The following is a 13569-nucleotide window of genomic DNA, read 5'->3' as shown; positions in this document are numbered from 1 at the left end:
TTTATTTGTCCCCCCACTTAGCGATACTATCAAAAATTCTATAACCATCTTCACTGCCTAATAAAGTTTCTAATGCACGTTCAGGGTGCGGCATCATACCACAAACATTGCCGGCTTCATTAACAATTCCTGCAATATCATTTCTGGAACCGTTTGGATTATTATTATAAGTTAAAACAATTTGATTATTTTTCACTAATATTTCATATGTCTCATCAGAACAATAGTAATGTCCTTCACCATGTGCAATAGGGAAAATCACATTTTCATTATGTTCATACTGGTCTGTAAACGCTGTTTGATTGTTGACAATCTTTAAAGACTCATTGCGGGAAATGAATGTATGACTGTCATTATGTATGAGTGCTCCCGGCAGCAAACCAATTTCAGTTAAAATTTGAAATCCATTGCAAATACCCAGGACCGGTCTGCCTTCGTCAGCCAATTTTTTTATTGCAGCCGTAACTGGTGCAACACTCGCCATAGCTCCGGAGCGCAAGTAATCTCCAAATGAAAAGCCACCCGGAATCAGAACACCGTCATAATTATCCAAAGAGGTTTCGCGATAATCCACATAGTCCGCTTCTGCACCACTTTTAATCGCTGCATTGTATAGATCACGGTCACAGTTTGACCCTGGAAAACGAATAACTGCAAACTTCATTTAAAATGTCTCCCTATCTAAAATTTTATATTCGTAAGTTTCAATTACTGTATTTGTAAACAATCTCTCAGCAAGCTGTTTGACAATATTCTCAATCTTTTCATTATCATTCTCTGCAATATCGAAATACAATACTTTACCTACTCTAATATTAGATACTTCATTGTGTCCAAGTTCTGCTACCGCCCTGTCCAATGCTTCTCCCTGAGTATCTAAAACCTGTTCCTGCAATGTTACGATTAATTCAATTTTCTTCATCTTAAATTCCCTCCAGCTTATTATAAAATTTATTATACGTATCAATTAGTGACCCTGTATCGTTACGATAAACGTCTTTATCAAAGTTTTCATTGGTATCTTTGTCCCACAAGCGGCAAGTGTCAGGCGAAATTTCATCAGCAAGCAGTATATTGCCTTCGACATCTCTACCAAATTCAATTTTAAAATCAACAAGTGTCAAATTCATCTTATTCATAATTCCTGTAAGGACTTCGTTAACTGCGAGTGCTTTTTCTTTCAGCTCTGCAACATTGGAATCAGTGCCATGACCGAGAAGCTTAATATGATCCTCAGTTACAATGGGATCGTTTAGCGAGTCTTCCTTTAAGTAAAACTCGACTAACGGTGTTTCAAACACTTCCCCCTCCGTGACACCTAAACGTTTTACAATATTTCCTGCCGCAGTATTTCTGACAACGACTTCAAGCGGAATGATATCGACTCTTTTTACAAGCTGACTCGCTTCCCCGGTCTTTGCTATAAAGTGGGAAGGGATGCCAAAAGCATGGAGTCTTTCAAAAAGAGCAGCTGAAATAATATTGTTTAAATGCCCTTTACCTGGAATAAAGTCATGCTTTTCTCCGTTACCCGCAGTAACTTCATCTTTGTATTCAATAGAAAGTACATTTTTATCATCAGTTTCGTATACACTTTTCGCCTTGCCCTCGTATAATAAAGTCATTCTTCTCACTCCTTCTCAAAGCTTGTTTTTAAACGCACTAACTCCGCTTCTACATCATCGGTTAAAACTGTTACATGTCCCATTTTCCTTGCCGGTTTGCGGTCTGATTTACCGTACAAATGAACATTCCATTCGGAATAATCAAACAATTCAAAGTCCAGTCGGTCCAAGTCTTCACCGAGAAGGTTCATCATGATTGCATCTTTGTGCTGATAAACTTCCGGCAATGGCTGGTCTGTCACGCTTAGTATATGTGCATCGAATTGGCTGATGTTACATGCCTCAATTGTGTAATGTGCTGAATTATGAGGACGCGGAGCAATTTCATTTACGTACAATTCCCCGTCCTGATCTATAAAGAATTCGATTGTAAATACGCCGACGAACAGCATCTCTTTCATAATTTTATCAGCTTCAGCTTTCGCCTTTTCAAAATAATCGACTCTAGCCGGTGCAATTGTCCGGTATAAAACCTGATTGCGGTGAAGGTTTTCCTGCAGCGGGAAATAAATTATCTCTCCACTTGCACTCCGTGCTGCAGTCAATGATACTTCTCTCGATAAATCTATATATTTTTCAACGATAAATGCTGTATCTTCAAATGGTATATTTTCATTTAATAGTTCCTGTTCTGAACTGATATAATACTGGCCTTTGCCATCGTAGCCGCCTGTTGTCGTCTTCACAATTAACGGATATGAATGTATTTCAGCAAATGCTTTGACATCTGCTTCAGATGAAATATTTTCAAATGGCACTATACTCGCACCCGACTCTTTAATTGCATTTTTCTCAGTCGTGCGGTTTTGCAAAGTAAGTACTGTTTCTGCACCCTGAGGCACGTAATAGTCAGAGACGAGTTTTCTTAAAATATGTGCATCAATATTTTCAAATTCGTATGTGACAACGTCTGACATGTCACTTAATTTAATCAATGCTTCTTCATCGCTGAAATCAGCGTGGATAAAAGTATGGCATACAGAACGTGCCGGAGCATCTGCTGACGGATCGAGCACTGCAACTTTGTAACCCATGCGCTGGGCACTTTGTGCGAGCATTTTTCCAAGCTGTCCGCCGCCGATAATACCAATTACAGCTGCCGGATATAATCGTCTACTTAAGGTCATTTTGCATATCCTCAACTTTCTTTTCGAGACTTTTCGTATATTCAAACAGCTTCTCAAAAACTGCTTGATCTGATATTCCAATCATTCTTGCTGCAAGGAGTCCGGCATTTTTAGCACCGGGAATACCGATAGCCTGTGTGGCAACCGGAATCCCTCCCGGCATCTGAACGATGGACAATAAGGAATCCATGCCTTTTAAAGATTTAGATTCGATAGGTACACCAATTACAGGTGCATTTGTTAAAGATGCAATCATTCCCGGCAGATGTGCAGCACCGCCTGCGCCTGCAATGATAATATCGATGCCTTCTGACGTTGCGTTTTTGGCATATTCAACCATCATCTCCGGTGTACGGTGAGCACTGACTACTTTTGTCTCATAGCTTATTCCGAAATAATCCAGCATTTCAGCACTGTGTTTCATAGTGGACCAGTCCGAAGAACTGCCCATAATAATACCTACTGTCATGTTGTATGCACTCCTATTTTGACGAACATTATTTATAATATTAATTATAATGTGCGTATTTTAAATGTCAATGGTTAAATAATTATGAATATCGTCCGTTTTTAAAGTGTTTTCCTTTGAAAACGCAAAAAACCGGGCAGCAGCCCGGTTCTAATTTTTATATTCTTCATTATTAATATCAGTAATAAACATATGTCCCGGTGCATGACTGATTAAAATTTCAGGTCTTGCTTTTAATACAGCATTTTGAGGTGTGACGCCACACGCCCAGAACACCGGAACTTCATCTTCTGCAATAGCAATCGAATCTCCGTAATCGGGACTATCAATATTTTCTATTCCGATTTCTTGAGGGTTTCCAACATGCACCGGTCCCCCGTGCATGTTTGGAAAGTCATTTGTTATATTAATTACTTTATCGATAAGCTCTTTTTTAAATGGACGCATGGAAACTACTGTCTCTCCTGAAAAAATGCCGGCAGGCACCGTTTCGATATTCGTTTTATACATTGCGACATTGCGCCCTTCATCAATATGTTTAATATTGATTCCCGCATCTAAAATTGCCTGTTCGAAAGTAAAACTGCAGCCGATTAAAAAGGTGACAAAATCATCCCGCCATTCATCTTTAATATCGCTGACTGTATTTGTCAGCTTACCTTTTTTATAAATGTTATACAGCGGAACATCCGTGCGGATATCCGAGTTCTGTGCATATCTGCTGGTAAACTCGCCCGCTTCAAGCACTTCAATAATCGGAACCGGTTTACTGTTGCGAAGAGCAAATAACAAGAAGTCAAAAGCATATTCCTTTGGCAGAATTGCTAAGTTCGCCTGTACTTTATCTCCCGAGATACCGGACGTCGGACCTGAATGTTCACCTGTTCTAATCTTCATTCTTATATTTTCAGCATTCATTTAATCACCTATCCATTCCATAAATCTGCAAGACCCTGAAGCGACATAAATCCTGCGATCAACGTAACTACAACTGCAATTACACCGAAAACAATCATCCATGTCGGATGGTGGTAATTTCCAACGATGCTTTTTTTCCGTGAAGCAAGAAGTATCGCACCGAGTGTCAGCGGCAGAATCAGTCCGTTGAAAGAACCTGCCAGTATAAGCAGAGTAACCGGGCGGCCGACAAGTAAGAATATTAAAGTCGACGTCGCAATAAAGACAACAATGACTATATTATTATACCTGTCAAAGACCTGGTTAAATGAGCGCATAAAACTTGCACTTGTGTATGCCGCACCAATTACAGATGACAGAGCCGCTGCAAGCAGGACAACACCGAACACTCTCATTCCAATATCACCGAGAGCAAACTGAAAAACAGAAGCCGGCGGGTTTTCATCTGATAAGACTGCACCCTGAGTCAGTACCCCGAGGACTGCCAGGAATAAGAGAACCCGCATAACACCTGTAGTTAAAATTCCCCAGTTTGCAGCGTGACTGACAAAGCGCAGGTTTTTCTCACCTGTCATTCCTGCTTCAATTAAACGGTGGGCGCCGGCAAAAGTAATGTAACCGCCGACTGTGCCTCCGACCAGAGTAATAATCGGCAGCAGCATCGCAATTGGATCTTCAGGTAAAATTACCCGTTTAGCCGCTTCAGCAACCGGCGGCTCTGAAATAATCATTACATATGCTACGATACCGATCATCAGCACTCCGAGCACCTGTGTCACGATATCCATAACAGCACGGCCGTTCTTTATTAAAAATATTATAATTGCAAAAATACCTGTAATTGCAGCGCCAACTCTTACATCCCACCCGAAAATGGCATTGAAACCAAGTCCTGCACCAGCGACATTTCCGATATTAAAAGCAAAACCGCCGATTACAATCAGAATGGCAACTAATGAGCCGAGCCCTGGAAAGACTTCGTTTGCCACATCCTGTCCGCGTTTTCCGCTGACTGACAGTACGCGCCAAATATTTAGCTGCGCACCGATATCAATAACGATGGATGCTAAAATGGCAAAGGCAAAACTCGCCATGAACTGCTGTGTGAATACTGTTGTCTGTGTTAAAAATGCAGGTCCGATTGAAGATGTTGCCATCAGGAACACCGCACCGAACAGCAGTCTGCGCTGTGCGGCTGTCATTTTCGGTTTATTTTCCATATTTGCACCCCTCAGTTATAACGTTTCGATAGAAATTCCTTTTTCTTCTATCTGACGTCTGATTTCTTTTACAAATTCCAATGCTTTTTCTCCGTCTCCATGGACGCAGATGCTGTCCGCCTGAATATCCACGTCTTTTCCGTTGATACTTTCTACTTTACCTTCGGTAATCATACGGACAACACGTTCTGTAGCGAGAGTACTGTCGGTAATCATCGCACCTTCCTTGCTTCGTGAAACCAGCGTGCCGTCATCTTCGTAGGCACGGTCTGCGAATACTTCATTAATGACATCAAGCCCCAGAGTTTTTCCGGCTTTGACTAAATTATTATTGGCAAGTCCCATTAATTTTAAATCTGGATTAAAATCTTTAACCGCTTTTGCGATAACATGAGCGAGATCTTCATTTTTAAAGGTCGCATTGTAAAGCGCACCATGGGGCTTCACATGATTCATATCAAGTCCGTATGTCCGCGCTATACCGTCCAGCGCTGACAGCTGATAGAGCATAATTGCATGAACTTCCGTTTCTGACAATTCCATATACCTGCGGCCGAAGCCCATTAAATCCGGGAATCCCGGATGGGCTCCAAGACCTGTTGAACCCGATTCTTTGATGCGTTTAACCGTCTCAATCATCACGGCCGGATCACTGGCATGAAATCCGCACGCCACATTCGCTGAAGAAATCAGAGGAATGATTTCCGCATCGTTGCCGATTGTATAATTTCCATAGCTCTCCCCGAGATCCGCATTTAGATCAATCGTTAATTTACTCAATTAAACCATCCTTTACTCAATAATATTTTCTGTATGAAGCAACTTAATATCGTAATCATTCGCTAACACTTTCGGATGTCCCAGCAGATAATACTGAAAATCTAAATTTGTCTTAACCGGTTCAATAACTGTTTCCCCGAGCACAAGTTTCAGTTTGAATAAGGCATCTTCCCGGTTATCAGCCTTCACAATAATTTTAGCAATCATCGAATCGTAATACGGCGGTATAGAATAACCGCTATAAATATGCGTGTCCACACGTACATTTCTGCCGAGGCCAAAATGCAGTTTCTCAATTTTACCCGGTGAAGGCATAAAACGATTTTCCGGATCTTCCGCATTCAGCCGTGCTTCAATGGCATGTCCTGACAGCTTCACTTCACCCTGTGTAATACCGATATCATTATTAAATGCAACATCAATCTGAGCTCTGATAATATCAATTCCGGTCACTTCTTCCGAGACGGTATGTTCAACCTGTACCCGCGTATTCATCTCAATAAAATAAAAACGCTTTTCTTCAGCTACATATAAGTACTCAATTGTCCCTGCTCCGCGGTAATTCAGTTTTGCAATCGCCTGCCGCGTCGTTTCTGTAATATCAGCACGTTCTTTACCGCTTAAAATGGTTGCCGGTGCTTCTTCAAGCAATTTCTGGTTATTTCTCTGAATCGAACAATCCCGCTCAAATAAATGGATTGCTCCGCCCTTGCCGTCACCGATAACCTGAATTTCAATATGGCGTGCTTTTGGAATGTATTTCTCAACGTACAAGCGGTCATCGTTAAAAGAGTTTTTTGCTTCTTTTTTTGCTTCATCGTACAATTTGTCCACATCTTCATCATTGTGGGCAAACCGCATACCTTTGCCGCCGCCGCCGGAAACAGCTTTTATTACGATAGGATAGATAATTTTTTTTGCCAGTTTCTTCACTTCATCTTTTGTTTTGACAATGCCGTCACTGCCCGGAATAACAGGAACACCTGCTTTTTTCATAGTCTCTCTTGCCATGGACTTATCACCCATTTTTGCCATCGTTTCCGGTGAAGGTCCTATAAATATCAGACCGAGCTCTTCAGTCCGTTTTGCAAATTCAGGTGTTTCCGATAAAAACCCGTAACCCGGATGAATAGCATCTGCCTTACTCATAATTGCAGCCTGCAGTATATTATCGATGTTTAGATAGCTGTCAGCGCTTTTCGGTCCCCCGATACAATAAGCTTCATCTGCCAATGCAACATGAAGACTATCTGCGTCACCGCTCGAGTAGACTGCAACGCTCGCAATATTCATTTCCTTTAAAGTTCTGATAATTCTTACCCCGATTTCACCGCGGTTCGCAATTAAAACCTTTTTCATCGTCATGCCTCCTCTGGACGGACACGAAACAGCACATCACCGTATTCCACAGCATCTCCATTGGCCACAGTTATTTCTTCAACGATACCCGCGACGCTGCTTTTCACATCGTTAAATACTTTCATCGCTTCAATAAAACCGACCTGGTCCCCTTTAGAAACTTTATCTCCTTCTGAAACAAATATCTCATCGCTGTTTTCATCTTTCTGATTGTAGAAGGTTCCGATTTGACCGGCTGTTATTTCAATCAGTTTGGAGGCTTCCTCTTCTGAAACTGCCGGTGCAGGTCGGTCTGCCGCAGGCTGTACTGCAGCTTCCGCGCCTTTCTGTTCGATATGAATATGAGTATCATTTTCCGAGATGCTGAGTACAGCCAGATCTTCTTCTTTTAACAATTTAACCAGTTTTTTTATTTCTTTAAAATCCATTATTTTATCCTCCAATTAATTGCGTAATACTTAATGCATCCCGCCGTCTCGCATTTTTAAAATTAACTGATGTATTAATATATGAACCGTCAGTTAATGCCTTCAGACTGTCTTTATACAGCTGTGACGCTTCATCTACACTTACTTCGGTAAATGTAATCTTCTCTCCCGGTTTTTTCTGGGCAATTTTTGGCAGGTCGACTTTTGCGACAGTGCCAATTTTCTTATAGCCGCCTGCGGTCTGGCGGTCGGCAAGCAGAACGATCGGCTGCCCGTTTTTCGGCACCTGGATGCTGCCGAATTGTGTCGGTTCACTCAATATATCGTCGTCATCTGCAGATCCCACCGCCGGACCTTCAAGACGGCAGCCCATCCGGTCGCTGTCTTTTGTAAGGGTATATTCACTTTCTGTAAATATCCGTTTATTCACAGAATCAAATCTGTCATTTTGCTGACCCGGGATAAAGCGTATCTCAGTATCTTCAGTCAATATTTTTGTGATTACCGGAAAATTATGTTCCACTGTTTTCCCTTTGACTGGCAAAATATACCCCGCCTTTAAGACGCGTCCTTTGTAACCGCCCATCTGGCTTCTCGTATGAGTTGAGTAGCTGCCGAGTTCCTTCGGAAGATCGAGCCCGCCGCTGAAAGCAATATATGTACGGGCACCTTTTTTAACACCGCCGAACTTTACAATGTCACCCTTAACGAGATCAACAGCAGTTCCTGTCTCAAAAGGTTCTTCGTTAATTGTCAGTTCCATTTCTGCTCCGGCAGACGACATACTCGTGCTGTGCAGTACTTCAAAGGTAATTCCGTAAAGCGTGAGTTCGAGCACGCCGCAATTATAATCATTGCCGAGCAGTGCATTCGCAAGATAATAACTTTCATAATCCATGACCCCTGCAGGGGTAAAACCGTATGATTCATATCCGTAGCGGCCAAGATCCTGCACTGTCGTAAACAGGCCCGGATTGATAATTTTAAGCGCCATCTGCTTCACCTCTGTATTCTGTCTCCACAGTATATTCACCTTTATCGTATGCTTCTTTTATGCGGTAATATTCCCGCTCGTCAATTGACGTAAAAATAATTCTGTCCCCTGCTTCATATAAAATTGCATTGTCACGCGAGCTGTCGTACAGCGGAACCGGGGTTCTTCCGAGAAGATTCCAGCCGCCCGGAGAATCAAAAGGATAAATACCGGTCTGCCGTCCGCCGATGCCGACGGTGCCTGCTTGAATTTTCATTCTCGGCGAGTCTAGTCTTGCTTTAAACAGCTTATCGCTGAGCCCTCCTAAAAAAGGAAAACCCGGCATAAATCCGAGCATATAAACAAGATATTCTTTGTTGCTGTGCATGCTGATGACATCTTCCGGCGTCAGCCCGTTTTCTTTAAAACGAGCGAGGTCCGGGCCGAACTCCCCGCCGTAGCACACCGGTATTTTAACAACTTTATACGCGTACTCCCTGTCTTTCAATTCTCTTAATTCCAGTGCTTTTACTGCTCCTGTTATTTTTTTTGAATCAGCTTTAAGCACATCAAAATATATAATCAGACTCGTATAGGATAAGACAATATCAGTGATGCCTTCTAAGTTAAGTTCCGTTACAGCTGATTTCAGCTGTACAAGCTGTTTATTGATTTTTTCATCGATCTCGCTGCCTAAATTTACCGTCAGCGAATCTTCTGAGTATTGTTTCACTTTCATTTTCGGTCTCCTTTTCAGTAATAGCTGCAGCTGTTAATTGCGGCCGAGTCTTTCTGCCGCCCCATCAAACTGTTTTTTAATAGACGGTATTTTTAAGGCATACAGAACGAAGCTTACCGGTGAATCAGTAAACAGTTTTGCTGAAATAGTTACCTCAGAGCGGTCTTCCACAGGGACGATATTAAACATTGCTTTTACTGTTCCAGCCGGAATTTCCAGTTCCAGTTCTATTCTTCTGTCCTGTCTGAATCCGGTAATTTCAGCTTCCACAGGCGATGCACTGTATTGAAGTATGGCTCTCGTTCCTTCTTCTCTCGGCATTGAAGTACTGTTTATGTATTCGATATCCGTTAATTTTTCTATCGTATTTAACAGCTTTTCATCACTTTTAATCACGCTGAAAATTTCTTTAGGTGTCAAACTGATTTCCTGATGATAAAAATATAATTGCAGCTCCATTTATTCCACCCTGTTTCTAAGTATTTTATTCCACTTTTCACTGAAACCGTATACAATCATAAGTATAAACAAATAAGCACTATCTTTCAATATCAGAAAATTCTTGCTATAATTAATTACTTATATCAAATACGGGGTGAGTCATGGTTACCATTTCAACCGAGAAAAACATGTCATTCGACGATATCGTCGATCTCTACACTTCCGGAGACACTGAATTGTATACCGATTATAACCAGCTTTATCAAAGCATTTTAAACTCGGATTACTGCATTACTGTGCGGGACGGCAAACAGCTCGTCGGCATTATCCGTTCAAGCGGCGACGGCAATATTAACCAGTATATAGCAGAGATTGTTATGCACGCCGGCCATCCTACACCGGGCATCGGCTCCAAGCTGCTGGATGCCTATTTAACTGCAGCAGCGGAGGTCAGTAAAATTTATATCCTGTCGCATGAACATTACCGAACTACTTTTTCGAAAACATGGCTGCAGTACAAAGGTTTTAGGCTCATCGCGGAAAACGGGGATATCATAGTATATATGCTCGACCGCGGGATTAAATACTAGCATTCTGCTAAAGAACATTGGAGTGATTTTAAATGATCAGCATTTATGAATTAAAACCAAAGTTCCAGCAGCTTCTTATGCCGTTCGTTAATAATCTTCACAAACATCATGTCACCCCAAACCAGGTGACAATATCAGCATGCCTGTTATCGATAATTACGGGTGTGCTTTTTTATTTTAATTATGACAGCCGTTGGATATATATCGTTATTCCTCTATTTATGTTTGTACGGATGGCGATGAACGCTATTGACGGTGTACTCGCTAAAAAATTTAACTTAACCAGCCGCCTCGGAAAGTTTTTAAATGAGCTCACAGATGTCATCAGTGATACCGCACTCTTCATTCCTTTTACTCTAGTCACTCATACCTTTTCGGCAAGTGTTATTATCTTTATCACTTTGTCTATTATAAGTGAGATGGCGGGAGTACTTGCAGAAGTTACATCAGGAGAGCGGCGCTACGATGGACCGATGGGAAAAAGCGACCGTGCTTTCCTAATCGGTGTTATCTCTGTCATACTTTTATTTAAAATTCCGCTTGAACCTTACCTGCATATTATCTTCATAGCTGCTTCTATATTAATTGCATTTAACATTTATAAACGCGTACTCGGCGGACTGGAGGAAAGTTCATGAATATAAATCTGCTGACTGATGAAGTACTTTACGTCTTAATCGGTATTGTCGGTGTCTTAGTTATTTCTACAGTCATTACTAAAATAATGAAGCGAAAAAATAAAAGCAACGGTTTAAAAGAAGTAGAAATGCGTATTCGTTCATGGTGGGTCATGTTCATTATTTTTACGTTTGCACTGCTTATTCATTCGACAATTTCACTGATTTTTATGGCACTGCTGTGTTTCCTGGCTCTGAAAGAATATTTTTCACTCATTCCATTTAACCGGGCGCATCGTCTTGTATTATTTTGGGCATATCTGACAATTCCCATTCAGTTTTTGTTAATATATCTCGGCTGGTACGGGATGTTTATCGTATTTATTCCGGTGTATATGTTCCTGCTCATTCCTATACAGGCTATAATCGTCGGTGAAACGAAGAATTTTCTGCGCTCTATTGCGACTGTTCAGTGGGGTGTAATGCTGATGGTATTCGGGCTGTCGCACCTGGCCTTTCTGCTCGTCCTGCCCGGCCGCGAGGAAAGCGTTGCCGGAGCGGGTCTTGTGCTGTTTTTAGTCGTCCTTACTCAAGCGAACGATGTTGCACAGTTTATATGGGGCAAGATGCTCGGCAAGAAGAAAATTATCCCGAAAGTCTCACCGAATAAAACATGGGCCGGCTTTATCGGCGGTGTGCTGACCACGACTGTACTCGCTGTACTACTGGCACCGCTTATTACACCCTTTTCGCTTCTCGCGAGCATTATAGCAGGACTCTATATCGGCTTGACCGGCTTTGTCGGTGACATTAATATCTCAGCTTTAAAACGCGATTTAAATATTAAAGATACTTCTGCCATCATTCCCGGACACGGCGGTATTCTCGACCGTGTCGATTCACTGACATATACGGCGCCGCTGTTTTTCCACTTTACAAGATACTTTTACTTTTAGGTGATGACTATGAAAAATCTGCTGTTTGCTATTTTAGTAAGACCGGTTATTTTGTTTGTTCTAGGCTTGAATATACGCGGAAGAGATAAGCTGCCGGAGAGCGGGCCGTGTGTGATTATTGCCAATCATAACAGCCATCTCGATACCCTGGTGCTGATGTCCCTGTTCAGAGGCAAAAGCTTTTCAAAAGTCCGTCCGGTTGCTGCGGGTGATTATTTTATGAAGAATAAATTTCTGGTTTTTTTCTCAACTAAAGTAATGAATATTATTCCGATAGAAAGGAAGATGACCCGGGACTTCAGAGGCATGTTTAAACCAGTACTTCAGTCACTGGATGACGATGGTATTATTATATTGTTTCCTGAAGGTTCGCGCGGCGAAGCTGAACAGCTCAGTAAATATAAAAGCGGTATATATTATCTGATGCGCGAAAAACCTGAAGTCCCTGTAGTTCCTCTTTTTATTCACGGGCTCGGCAAAGCGCTGCCGAAAGGCTCATTTGTATTTGTGCCTTTTTTTATCGATATCTTTGTCGGTGATAAATTTTATTACAAGGATAACCGCAATGACTTTATGACGGAGCTGAATGAGCGGATGAATACACTGCAGGAGGAAGGACAGTTTAGCGAATGGTAATGATGATCGTTATTTTTATATGGGGGTTAAGTGAGGCAACGTGGTTTTTTATTATTCCAGATGTCATTTTATCGCTGTACGCAATCAGAAAAAAGAAGTTTAAGTATGTAATATATGCAAATCTTACAGCAGCAGCAGGAGCACCGGCAGGCGGTATTATAATATTTATATGGAGTAGCTCTAATGCGGGGCAGACCGAAGCATTTATGCTTAGTATTCCAGCAGTTCATGAATATATGATTGAACATGTGCATCGTACAATGAGAGACAGCACTTTCACCGCGCTGATTACCGGCCCCCTGTTCGGCGTTCCGTATAAACTTTTTGCTGCGGCTGCACATGAGTATACAGGCCTTGTAATGTTTCTTATATTTACCATCCCGGCAAGGCTGCTGCGTTTTTTAACCGTCTCTATAATTGCATATGCACTGTCGCATTATGTATTTAAAACACTGTCTATGCAGATGAAAGTTATAATCTGGTCTATTGTCTGGATAATCGTTTATGTAATTTATTTCAGTATTCACAGCCCATTTTAATGATTATCCTGAAGGTCAGGTTGAATCCTTCCAGCGAGAAACTGTACTGTTAAACTGTATTAAATGGTAAAAAGTTAAGGAGGACCCGGATATAAATATTTTCAGCACAAATAACCCGTACGTCAGCTCCCCCTATGGAGTCTGGCGTACGG

General features: G+C 41.6%; 18 protein-coding genes. 5 read left to right on the top strand and 13 right to left on the bottom strand.

The window, feature by feature from the left end; genetic code table 11:
* Position 1: 1 nt before the first annotated feature.
* From purQ to DFR63_RS07870, 13 genes are all read right to left on the bottom strand, one after another.
* Positions 2 to 664: a phosphoribosylformylglycinamidine synthase subunit PurQ gene (purQ, locus tag DFR63_RS07930; protein WP_115885409.1), complete on the bottom strand. Its 663-nt coding sequence runs from the start codon at positions 662 to 664 to the stop codon at positions 2 to 4.
* Complete coding sequence (gene purS / locus DFR63_RS07925) at positions 665 to 922, bottom strand: phosphoribosylformylglycinamidine synthase subunit PurS (protein ID WP_115885408.1); 258 nt, start codon at positions 920 to 922, stop codon at positions 665 to 667.
* A gap of 1 nt (position 923) precedes the next feature.
* Entirely contained in the window at positions 924 to 1625 is a 702-nt protein-coding gene (gene purC, locus DFR63_RS07920) for a phosphoribosylaminoimidazolesuccinocarboxamide synthase (protein ID WP_115885407.1), read from the bottom strand.
* A 5-nt stretch (positions 1626 to 1630) separates the two neighbouring features.
* Positions 1631 to 2752 carry a 5-(carboxyamino)imidazole ribonucleotide synthase gene (gene purK / locus DFR63_RS07915; RefSeq protein ID WP_115885406.1) on the bottom strand — a complete coding sequence of 374 codons (1122 nt, stop codon included), beginning with the start codon at positions 2750 to 2752 and terminating at the stop codon, positions 1631 to 1633.
* Positions 2739 to 3221 carry a 5-(carboxyamino)imidazole ribonucleotide mutase gene (purE, locus tag DFR63_RS07910; RefSeq protein WP_115885405.1) on the bottom strand — a complete coding sequence of 161 codons (483 nt, stop codon included), beginning with the start codon at positions 3219 to 3221 and terminating at the stop codon, positions 2739 to 2741. The genes purK and purE overlap by 14 nt, the downstream gene beginning before the upstream one ends.
* A 150-nt stretch (positions 3222 to 3371) precedes the next feature.
* A complete protein-coding gene (locus tag DFR63_RS07905) occupies positions 3372 to 4139 on the bottom strand; it encodes a putative hydro-lyase (protein ID WP_115885404.1) in 768 nt (255 codons plus the stop codon).
* Positions 4140 to 4147: 8 nt separating this feature from the next.
* A complete protein-coding gene (locus tag DFR63_RS07900; RefSeq protein ID WP_115885403.1) occupies positions 4148 to 5359 on the bottom strand; it encodes an NRAMP family divalent metal transporter in 1212 nt (403 codons plus the stop codon).
* Positions 5360 to 5374: 15 nt separating this feature from the next.
* On the bottom strand, positions 5375 to 6139 hold the full coding sequence (locus DFR63_RS07895) for a LamB/YcsF family protein (protein ID WP_115885402.1): 765 nt from the start codon (positions 6137 to 6139) through the stop codon (positions 5375 to 5377).
* A gap of 12 nt (positions 6140 to 6151) precedes the next feature.
* A complete protein-coding gene (locus DFR63_RS07890) occupies positions 6152 to 7498 on the bottom strand; it encodes an acetyl-CoA carboxylase biotin carboxylase subunit (RefSeq protein ID WP_115885401.1) in 1347 nt (448 codons plus the stop codon).
* A gap of 2 nt (positions 7499 to 7500) precedes the next feature.
* Positions 7501 to 7926, bottom strand: coding sequence for an acetyl-CoA carboxylase biotin carboxyl carrier protein (locus DFR63_RS07885; protein ID WP_115885400.1), 426 nt, complete (start codon positions 7924 to 7926; stop codon positions 7501 to 7503).
* Between the two features lie 4 nt (positions 7927 to 7930).
* Positions 7931 to 8920 (bottom strand): 5-oxoprolinase subunit C family protein, encoded by a 990-nt coding sequence (locus tag DFR63_RS07880; RefSeq protein WP_115885399.1) that lies wholly within the window; start codon positions 8918 to 8920, stop codon positions 7931 to 7933.
* On the bottom strand, positions 8910 to 9638 hold the full coding sequence (pxpB, locus tag DFR63_RS07875) for a 5-oxoprolinase subunit PxpB (protein WP_115885398.1): 729 nt from the start codon (positions 9636 to 9638) through the stop codon (positions 8910 to 8912). The genes DFR63_RS07880 and pxpB overlap by 11 nt, the downstream gene beginning before the upstream one ends.
* A gap of 33 nt (positions 9639 to 9671) precedes the next feature.
* Positions 9672 to 10097 (bottom strand): hypothetical protein, encoded by a 426-nt coding sequence (locus DFR63_RS07870; RefSeq protein ID WP_115885397.1) that lies wholly within the window; start codon positions 10095 to 10097, stop codon positions 9672 to 9674.
* A gap of 143 nt (positions 10098 to 10240) precedes the next feature.
* Here DFR63_RS07870 and DFR63_RS07865 point away from each other — a divergent pair, with 143 nt between their 5' ends.
* Genes DFR63_RS07865 through DFR63_RS07845 form a run of 5 tightly spaced genes read left to right on the top strand, consistent with a single transcriptional unit; the run spans position 10241 to position 13417 of the window.
* A complete protein-coding gene (locus DFR63_RS07865; RefSeq protein ID WP_115885396.1) occupies positions 10241 to 10669 on the top strand; it encodes a GNAT family N-acetyltransferase in 429 nt (142 codons plus the stop codon).
* Between the two features lie 32 nt (positions 10670 to 10701).
* Complete coding sequence (locus tag DFR63_RS07860) at positions 10702 to 11307, top strand: CDP-alcohol phosphatidyltransferase family protein (RefSeq protein WP_115885395.1); 606 nt, start codon at positions 10702 to 10704, stop codon at positions 11305 to 11307.
* Entirely contained in the window at positions 11304 to 12242 is a 939-nt protein-coding gene (locus DFR63_RS07855) for a phosphatidate cytidylyltransferase (protein WP_115885394.1), read from the top strand. Before DFR63_RS07860 ends, DFR63_RS07855 begins: the two co-directional genes overlap by 4 nt.
* Before the next feature lie 9 nt (positions 12243 to 12251).
* Entirely contained in the window at positions 12252 to 12878 is a 627-nt protein-coding gene (locus DFR63_RS07850) for a lysophospholipid acyltransferase family protein (protein WP_115885393.1), read from the top strand.
* Complete coding sequence (locus tag DFR63_RS07845) at positions 12872 to 13417, top strand: hypothetical protein (RefSeq protein WP_115885392.1); 546 nt, start codon at positions 12872 to 12874, stop codon at positions 13415 to 13417. Before DFR63_RS07850 ends, DFR63_RS07845 begins: the two co-directional genes overlap by 7 nt.
* The last annotated feature ends 152 nt before the right edge of the window (positions 13418 to 13569 follow it).

It is taken from the genome of Jeotgalicoccus halotolerans, from assembly GCF_003387165.1.
GTDB lineage: Bacteria > Bacillota > Bacilli > Staphylococcales > Salinicoccaceae > Jeotgalicoccus > Jeotgalicoccus halotolerans.
Note: the sequence above shows the minus strand (reverse complement) of the source record. Positions and strands in the feature narration are given on the sequence as shown.